6 protein-coding genes and 1 pseudogene are annotated in these 7,748 nt (G+C 47.0%); 3 read left to right on the top strand and 4 right to left on the bottom strand.

Features of this window, described 5'->3' with window-relative positions:
* Positions 1–105: 105 nt before the first annotated feature.
* From GCU44_RS21915 to GCU44_RS21905, 3 genes are all read right to left on the bottom strand, one after another.
* Complete coding sequence (locus GCU44_RS21915; protein ID WP_154859537.1) at positions 106–561, bottom strand: hypothetical protein; 456 nt, start codon at positions 559–561, stop codon at positions 106–108.
* 650 nt (positions 562–1,211) lie between these two features.
* Positions 1,212–1,613, bottom strand: coding sequence for a hypothetical protein (locus GCU44_RS21910; protein WP_092178271.1), 402 nt, complete (start codon positions 1,611–1,613; stop codon positions 1,212–1,214).
* On the bottom strand, positions 1,610–2,002 hold the full coding sequence (locus GCU44_RS21905; RefSeq protein ID WP_154859536.1) for a hypothetical protein: 393 nt from the start codon (positions 2,000–2,002) through the stop codon (positions 1,610–1,612). The genes GCU44_RS21910 and GCU44_RS21905 overlap by 4 nt, the downstream gene beginning before the upstream one ends.
* A gap of 329 nt (positions 2,003–2,331) precedes the next feature.
* On the opposite strand from GCU44_RS21905, the pseudogene GCU44_RS21900 reads away from it, so the two are divergent.
* From GCU44_RS21900 to GCU44_RS21895, 3 genes and pseudogenes are all read left to right on the top strand, one after another.
* Positions 2,332–3,576 (top strand): annotated as a pseudogene (locus tag GCU44_RS21900) (MFS transporter); the annotation flags it as partial.
* Positions 3,559–3,879 (top strand): rhodanese-like domain-containing protein, encoded by a 321-nt coding sequence (locus tag GCU44_RS23335; protein WP_394366508.1) that lies wholly within the window; start codon positions 3,559–3,561, stop codon positions 3,877–3,879. The pseudogene GCU44_RS21900 and the gene GCU44_RS23335, both read left to right, overlap by 18 nt.
* 222 nt (positions 3,880–4,101) lie before the next feature.
* On the top strand, positions 4,102–6,150 hold the full coding sequence (locus GCU44_RS21895) for a penicillin acylase family protein (protein ID WP_154859534.1): 2,049 nt from the start codon (positions 4,102–4,104) through the stop codon (positions 6,148–6,150).
* A gap of 107 nt (positions 6,151–6,257) precedes the next feature.
* On the opposite strand, the gene GCU44_RS21890 is transcribed toward GCU44_RS21895, so the two are convergent.
* Positions 6,258–7,661 (bottom strand): MBL fold metallo-hydrolase, encoded by a 1,404-nt coding sequence (locus GCU44_RS21890; RefSeq protein ID WP_154859533.1) that lies wholly within the window; start codon positions 7,659–7,661, stop codon positions 6,258–6,260.
* Between the last annotated feature and the right edge of the window lie 87 nt (positions 7,662–7,748).

The following is a 7,748-nucleotide window of genomic DNA, read 5'->3' as shown; positions in this document are numbered from 1 at the left end:
TCGAATATAGACAGACTCTTATACTTCTTTTCCATAAAATCAGCGTTTAACGACAATATAGCCTTATTCCAACCATTTAACAAACGCCTTATTCAATAAGATTAATTATACTAATCTTTTTATTTCTTCTAATAATTCACTTTTTGATATATCTTCGCTTTGAACCAGAGATTGAATTTTATCAAATAAAACTGACTTTCTCCAATATTTTGGTAATTCTTTAGTTATTAAACTATTGGTAGAACTTTCAAAATCAAAGGAATTTATACGTTTATTCTGTGAAAAATGGTTATATATGCTTTGTACGGTCCTCAAATCGTCGTATTTATCTGTAACCACAGAAGCTATAATTTCGGATGCTAGATTCTTCTTTAAATCACTAATACCCGTTAGGGATTCAACCATTAGAATGTAGTATTTAATGATCTCTTTATTGTTATATGCTTTATCATAAGCCATCTTAAAAAAATTACTTGCCACAAGAAAATCTTCTTTTTCGCCTTTAATTACCGCCTCGAAAGCTTTTTCTAAAAGCTCTTCTGTATTTAAATCGCTTGCCATTTATTAAAATTAGTTTGATTTACAAAATAGTATCTTTTTATACAATTATCGTTTATCGACTGTAACTAACTCATTTACGTCGTCAAATTAATGAAAAAACTTATTGAATAAGGCACCTGTTCAATAATTTAATCTTTTTCTATTAGGCCAAAAAGGAGGATTACTCCCGAAAAATCATCAAAAGGTCCAAATTTCTGTCTTTTTTCAATAAATGAAAGTTTCTAATAGCTTGACGGTCAGTTTGTAGAAATCTATTTATTAAGAGCCTAATTCGGAAAACTTAAATTTCATAAATAAATTGTTACCATTATTAACCCAGTGAAAATAATGGTTTTTCAAAATAGATTCAACAATCAACGAGGTTTTTTTTTGAAATTTTACCCTAATTTTATTTAAAATAGATCCAATTTACATGTAAGTCAGTAGTTTAATTCTCGTGGTGTTTCGATAACGTTGACCGAGATTGGAGCGGTCGTTTTTTCGTTAATCGTATTGGTGTTTTTTTGATGGTCTATGATTTACATCCCGAGTGATTTCTGCTCGTCCAAATTCAGCCCTCGGACCTTAGTTATTTTCAAAAACATGCTAAAATCTTGCATCAACATCTTTCTACGGACCCCAGCAGCGCTGGCTGCCAGATAACCGGCCCACTACTGGTATTGAGGCCAGGCCCGGTAGGCCAGAATGCCACCGGAGATCATCAATAGTACCTGAAGAAACAAACTGGGTTCTCCCTCCAAATTTCTTCCAAGTACAAAAAGCAAAAACACCATGGAAAAAAAGGCAAGCAATCCGGTTGCTTCTTTTTCCTGCTCGCCGACTTTTCGGTTGAAAAAAATTTTGGCGACCAGTCCTCCATAGAGAAAGGTAAACCAAATCAGTCGGTGTCGGAGATTTTTGACCACGTAGCTGAAGGTCGGAAATTCCTTTCCCTCCAGCATTACGAGCACGATATCGATCAGCACCATCAATGCCAGCAAGGAGGCCACGACGATCTTTATCGTCCGAATTTCCGATAAGTGGCTTTTTAAAAACCGATGTAATTTATTCATGGTGTTTCCAGGTAGTTCATGGACCAAAAGAAGTGCCCGTACAACAGGCCCGCCAGTAGCAGTGCCGAAAGGAAGGCCTTTGATTTTTTAAAGGGCCAATAAAACCCAATCACCACCATCCCTATCGCTAGTGCAAATAGGATGAGTACCGGAAAAACCCCATTGCTCAATTGAAAGGCGGTATTGGTGGTCCCCAAAAACAAGTGCCCCGCGATTGCTCCCAGGGCAAAGGGAATAAAAAACCCGCGCCCCCTGGACCATTCCAGCAGGAGTAGGTTCGAGGTGTCGTTGTCTATGCCGTTCACGTTGAGTAGGATTTCAAGGACCACGTAGGCAACGGCAAGGCCAATCATGATATCTATTACTAAGAGATATTGTGTACTATCCATAGGCAGGTCGGAAGGTTCTGGATAAAATTACTCGATTTTCTGACAAATTGAAACGGATACCCCGCCTATTTTTTCACCAGTTGCCGGCGGGAGGTGCCTGTACCTGAGTCGGATACAATCGTTGGGTCATTGCCTGGAAAACCGGCATCCAGGTGTTTGCCATCTGCGACTTAGGTTCGGTATGGATAGGCCCTGGGTATTGAATCAAGGACTGACCGTTTTAGGGTATTCATGCCTTTGACGTTAAAAGAAAGGCACTGAAATTATTTATCATTTGTAAAATGATTCGTCTACGAATCACTCGAACTTTGTACCTAAAGATAAGCACCATGCATACAGACCACATACAACTCGGCCTAAAAGAAAACTGGAAGCAATTTACGCTATTGGTGATCGTAAATGCTTTCGTGGGGGGAATGATTGGAATGGAACGTTCCATCTTTCCGCAATTTGCCGAATTGGAATTTGGCATTGCTTCAAAAACCGCCCTTCTTTCCTTCATTACAGCATTTGGACTAACCAAGGCCGTTGCCAACTACTACACGGGACGTCTGGCCAATAGGTTTGGGCGTAAAAACTTATTGCTGTTTGGTTGGCTTTTGGCGATTCCGATTCCTTTTATGCTCATGTATGCACCCAGTTGGGGCTTTGTGATTGTTGCGAACATGCTGTTAGGAGTTAGTCAGGGGTTGACCTGGAGCAGTACCGTGGTCATGAAGATTGACCTGGTTGGCGAAAAAGACCGCGGATTAGCCATGGGTTTAAACGAATTTGCCGGTTACGTTGCTGTGGGTGCCGTGGCCTTTTTAACAGGCTTCATCGCAAATACTTACGGGATCACCCCGTATCCTTTTTATATCGGGGTTTTTATCTCCATTGTCGGTTTTATTTTGACAGCCTTGTGGGTAAAGGATACCCGGGTATTCGTACACAAGGAAAGTTCAACAGACACTACCGCACAGCTGGAAAATGTATTTTTAGAAACAACTTTTAAAAATAAGACCTTGAGTTCGGTAACTCAGGCAGGCCTGATCAATAACCTGAACGATGGAATGATATGGGGCTTACTTCCGATCGTACTTGGATCCCTACATTTCAACAACGAGAATATCGGAATAATTACTGCCATTTACCCAACGGTTTGGGGAATCGGACAACTATTTACCGGCAAAATGTCCGACCATTACTCAAAAAAAGCGATGCTCTTTTGGGGCATGCTTTTGCAAGGCTTAGCCATTTTACTCATTCCATTTAGTAGCGACTTTTACCTGCTGGCGTCCATTTCGGCCATTTTGGGTTTAGGAACCGCGTTGGTGTATCCTACCTTCCTCTCGACCATAGCCCAGGCCACCAGTCCCGGGCAACGTGCCGAAAGCATCGGTACGTTCAGACTTTGGAGAGATTTAGGCTATGCATTTGGAGCGGTTATTTCTGGAATTACAGCCGACTTGTTCGGCGTTGAATACGCCATTTTTTTAATTGGCGGATTGACGATCATGTCTTCGCTAATCATTCGATACCGTATGCCAGAACAAATTAAAAGGACGAAAGCCTGCATTGACGCAGACGAAGTAAAACAAGCACTGCGAGCGAATAAAAAAATTCAAGTCATTGACGTACGAAGTAAAGAGGAGTTTGATCAAGCACACATTCCCGATGCGCTGCATATATCCCTTCATGACTTAAATGATCAGGTTTCCGAACTAGACAAAGACACGCAATTTGTTACCGCTTGTGGCAAGGGTGGCGGACGCTCGGCAGACGGAGCGAAGCTTTTGACGGAATTTGGACGGAACGCCATCTGGCTTTGTGGTGGGACCAATAATTGGTTGAAGGCAAATGGCCACCCGGAGTCGCAGCCCTTACGGCAGGCATAGCAGGGGAGGCAAAACCGCTGTAGTCAAATGTATAGCGTTTACGCCAGTAGCGAGCAAGAAGGTGCGTTTAAAACCGAAAATTTCGTCGACCTGTAGACCGCTTTCCTTCGTACCTCGCCGGCGATAGAAAGGGTCGCACGCCATTCAACGGCTAATTGGAGTAGCCCGTTTGTTCATTTGCGGGTAGTGTAGGGTGGTTAGACGCTTTCGTTACCTGCACCTATGAAACACGCACTATTCTTGGTTAGTCTAATTTGTCAACTATCCTGTTCAAGCAAGGATCCCGGATACCAAAACGAGATCCTGTGGGATACCTGGGGCATTCCCCATATCTATGCCGACGCCGACAGTAGTCTGTACAAAATGATGGGATGGGCTCAGATGCGGAATCACGGCAATCTCCTACTCAAACTATACGGGGAGTCCCGTGGTAAATCCTCGGAATACTGGGAAGTCGACCCGGAAAGAGACATCCTCTTGCACCAAACCGGTGTGCTGGATGCGGCAGAGACGGTCTTTGCCCGGATGACGGAATCGGACAAAACGGTAATTTCCTCCTTTGCTAGCGGAATAAATGCCTACGCCACAAAGTATCCGGAACACCTGGACCCGCACTTGCGGCAGGTACTTCCCATCCGTCCCCTGGACGTGGTTTACCATACCTTTCGGGCGATGTACCTGGAGTTTTTGATTGCAAGGAATCTGAAGGCAGCCCGGGAATGGACCGCAGGCTCAAACGCATGGGCCATCAACGGATCCAAAACGGCTTCGGGCAATGCCATGCTGCTGGCGAACCCGCACCTGTCCTGGAGTGGTTTTTCGCTATTTTTTGAGGCACAGCTAATCAAGGAAGGAAATAATCTCTACGGTACCACCCTGGTGGGGCTGCCCACGCTTGGAATCGCCTTCAACGAAAACCTGGGATGGACACATACGGTAAACACGTTGGACAATGTGGATTTTTATGAAATTTCCGTTTCGGACAATCGGTACCTGCTCGACGGGAACTACCAGGCCATCGAAATCGACAGTGTGACGTTGCAGGTTGGTTCGGACAGTGGGCTGCAGCCGCTTCTGGTAGAAAAGAAACGCACCGCGTTTGGGATGATCATTGAAGAGCAGGGGGACAAGGCGCTGGCCATCAGTTGGCCGAATAGTGACGGAGCACTGGACCCCATTGCCCAATGGCGTGCCATGGGGGAAGCAGAGAACCTGGAGGGATTTCAAGCGGCTCTGGATCGGAATGCCCTGCCCCTATTCAACGTACTCTACAGCGATCGGGAGGACAATATCCTGTACCAATTTGGCGGGCATGTACCCAAAAAAAATGGCGACTGGGGGAAATGGCAAGAGCTGCAAACCACTTCTTCCAGTGAGGAACTGTGGGACGGCTTATACCCGGCAGCAGCCCTTCCCCGGTATACCAACCCCGGTAGTGGATGGATTCAGAATGCAAACGATCCTCCGTATACCAGTACGTTCCCGGTAGCCATCCACCCGTCGGATTACGCCTCGCATATCGCCCCGAATTCCATGGGGTTTCGGCCCCAGCGCTCCGCAAAGCTGATCATGGAAGCCAGTAACCTGTCTCTGGAAGACTTTATTGCGCTGAAACACGATACGAAGTCCGAGTTGGCCCTCCGCCTGATGGACGAATTCGAACAGTTAAAAACGGAAACTCAGGACAGCCTCACACTCGCCGCTCTGCAGGTGCTAACCACCTGGGACGGCTCCTTTGATGCGGGAAGTACCGGAGCGGTACTCTTCCATAACCTGATCGGGGAGTTGGGGACTTCGGGGTATTTTTCTGAGGCTTGGTCAATGGACAATGCCCTCTATTCGCCCGATGGCTTAAAGGACCGCAAAATGGTATTGGAGACGGTTGCACAGGTTGCCCGGGAGCAACTCAGACAGTTGGGCAAACTCGACCCGGCCTTTGGCGATTATTTCCGCCTGAAGGTGGGCGGGCAGGAATTCCCCGGCAACGGCGGACCCAACCGCCTGGGCTTGTTCCGCACCGTGGAATACGCTGCCGGACAGGACGGTAAGTTTTATTCCCATGCCGGTGAAACGTACGTGTGCGCCGTGGAATTTGGAGATACGGTCACCGCAAAAGCCGTGCTGGGCTACGGCAACGCAACCCAACCAAACAACCCCCATGTGGGAGACCAATTAGCGCTAATGGCTGCAAAGCAACTCCGGGATGTCTGGTACACCCGGGAAGCTCAGGAAGCTAATCTGGAACTTGTGGAAAAAGAAAGCGACATGTAAGCGGGCGGCTGCGAGCCCAAGGTTGAAGCCGAAATCCGCAACAGGCTGTTATCAAATGTGTTCAGATATAAAAAAAGCGGGACATCTGGTGGATGTCCCGCTTTTTCCTATTCAGCCGTTGCTTTTTCTTTCTTGCGGCTCCAGTCCTCCCAACCACCGGCATAATTGGAGACATTGTCGAAGCCATGTGCTCTCAGCAGGGAGTAGGCGATGGCCGCCCGACCCCCACTTTGGCAATGCACCACCACCGGTTTTTCTTTGGAGACTTTATCCAGGTTTTTATCCAGCTTGCCGACGAATAGGTTGTCGGCACCCTCGATGTGTCCTTTTTTGAATTCAGCGGCGCCCCGCACATCGACCACCTGTGCCTTGCCCTCGTCTAGCAGCGCTTCCACCGTTTCGATCGTCACGGGCTGGTAGGATTCCAATGCCTGTCCTTTGTATTGCTGTAATTGCTCCGGAGTAATGAATCCATGGAGGTTATCCAGGCCGATACGCATCAGTTTGCGTGTCAGGTCGTCTACCTCTGCCTGGTCGGCAATCAGAACGAAGGATTCTTCGTAATTCATGTACCAGCCCATCCAGGTGGAGAAGGAGTTGTTGTTGGCAATATTGAGCGATCCCTTCAGAAAACCCTTGGAAAAGGCCTCGGGTGTACGGGTATCGATGATTTTCATGCCTTCTTTTTCCGCCTGTTCAAATGCCTGCTTCGATAGGTTTTCGATTTTGGGCACCTCGGTTAGCAGTTTCCGGTCCACCTTGTTGAGTTTTTTCATCATGGCAAAATACCGGGGGGGCTCTGGCTGATCCGCCAGTAGTTCTTTGCTAAAGGCAGCTTTGTCATCCAATAGCTGCATCGCCCAGTTTCGGATTTTCTCGTAGCCTACCGTAGACATGGGAACAGCGCCCAGGGATTTTCCACAGGCCGATCCGGCACCGTGTCCCGGCCATACCTGAATAAATTCCTGCAGCTTGTTGAATTCCTGCAGGGAATCAAACATTTGTGCCGCTCCGATATCCTGGGTGCCTTTCAAGCCAGCGGCCTGTTCGAGCAAGTCGGGTCTTCCCACATCGCCGACGAAAACAAAGTCGCCAGTAAACAACATCACGGGTTCCTGGGATGCCGGGGTATCGGTCAGTAGGAAACTAATGCTTTCCGGTGTATGACCGGGGGTATGCAATACATCAAAATTGAGGTTACCCAGTTTCACCCGGTCTCCATGGCGCAGTTTTTTATGGGGAAATTCGTATTTCCAATTTTCGTCGCCCATGTCGGACAGGTACATGTCGGCACCGGTCAGCGCGGCAAGTTCCCGCGAACCACTCAGGAAATCGGCGTGAATGTGCGTTTCCAATATATGGGTGATTTTCATGTTATTGGCTTTGGCTATTTGCAAGTACGTGTCCACGTCTCGTTTTGGGTCGATTACGGCTGCTACGCCCCCCGCCTGACATCCTACTACATAACTGGCCTGCGCCAGACTCTTATCGTATACTAATTCGAAAAACATTGTCTTTTAGTTTTTATTTCTAGTCTGATTTCACTTTCCGGACAGTTCTTTTGGCCTGCCCAATGCTTCTACAATGTTAGGGATTCT

The organism is Cyclobacterium xiamenense (assembly GCF_009467825.1).
Lineage (GTDB): Bacteria > Bacteroidota > Bacteroidia > Cytophagales > Cyclobacteriaceae > Cyclobacterium > Cyclobacterium xiamenense.
This window is presented reverse-complemented; position numbering and strand designations above follow the sequence as displayed.

Bases quoted from the DNA above. Each gene is read 5' to 3' on its own strand.
- GCU44_RS21915 (WP_154859537.1), bottom strand. From the start codon at position 561: ATGGCAAGCGATTTAAATACAGAAGAGCTTTTAGAAAAAGCTTTCGAG.
- GCU44_RS21890 (WP_154859533.1), bottom strand. From the start codon at position 7,661: ATGTTTTTCGAATTAGTATACGATAAGAGTCTGGCGCAGGCCAGTTAT.
- GCU44_RS21910 (WP_092178271.1), bottom strand. From the start codon at position 1,613: ATGAATAAATTACATCGGTTTTTAAAAAGCCACTTATCGGAAATTCGG.
- GCU44_RS21905 (WP_154859536.1), bottom strand. From the start codon at position 2,002: ATGGATAGTACACAATATCTCTTAGTAATAGATATCATGATTGGCCTT.
- GCU44_RS21895 (WP_154859534.1), top strand. From the start codon at position 4,102: ATGAAACACGCACTATTCTTGGTTAGTCTAATTTGTCAACTATCCTGT.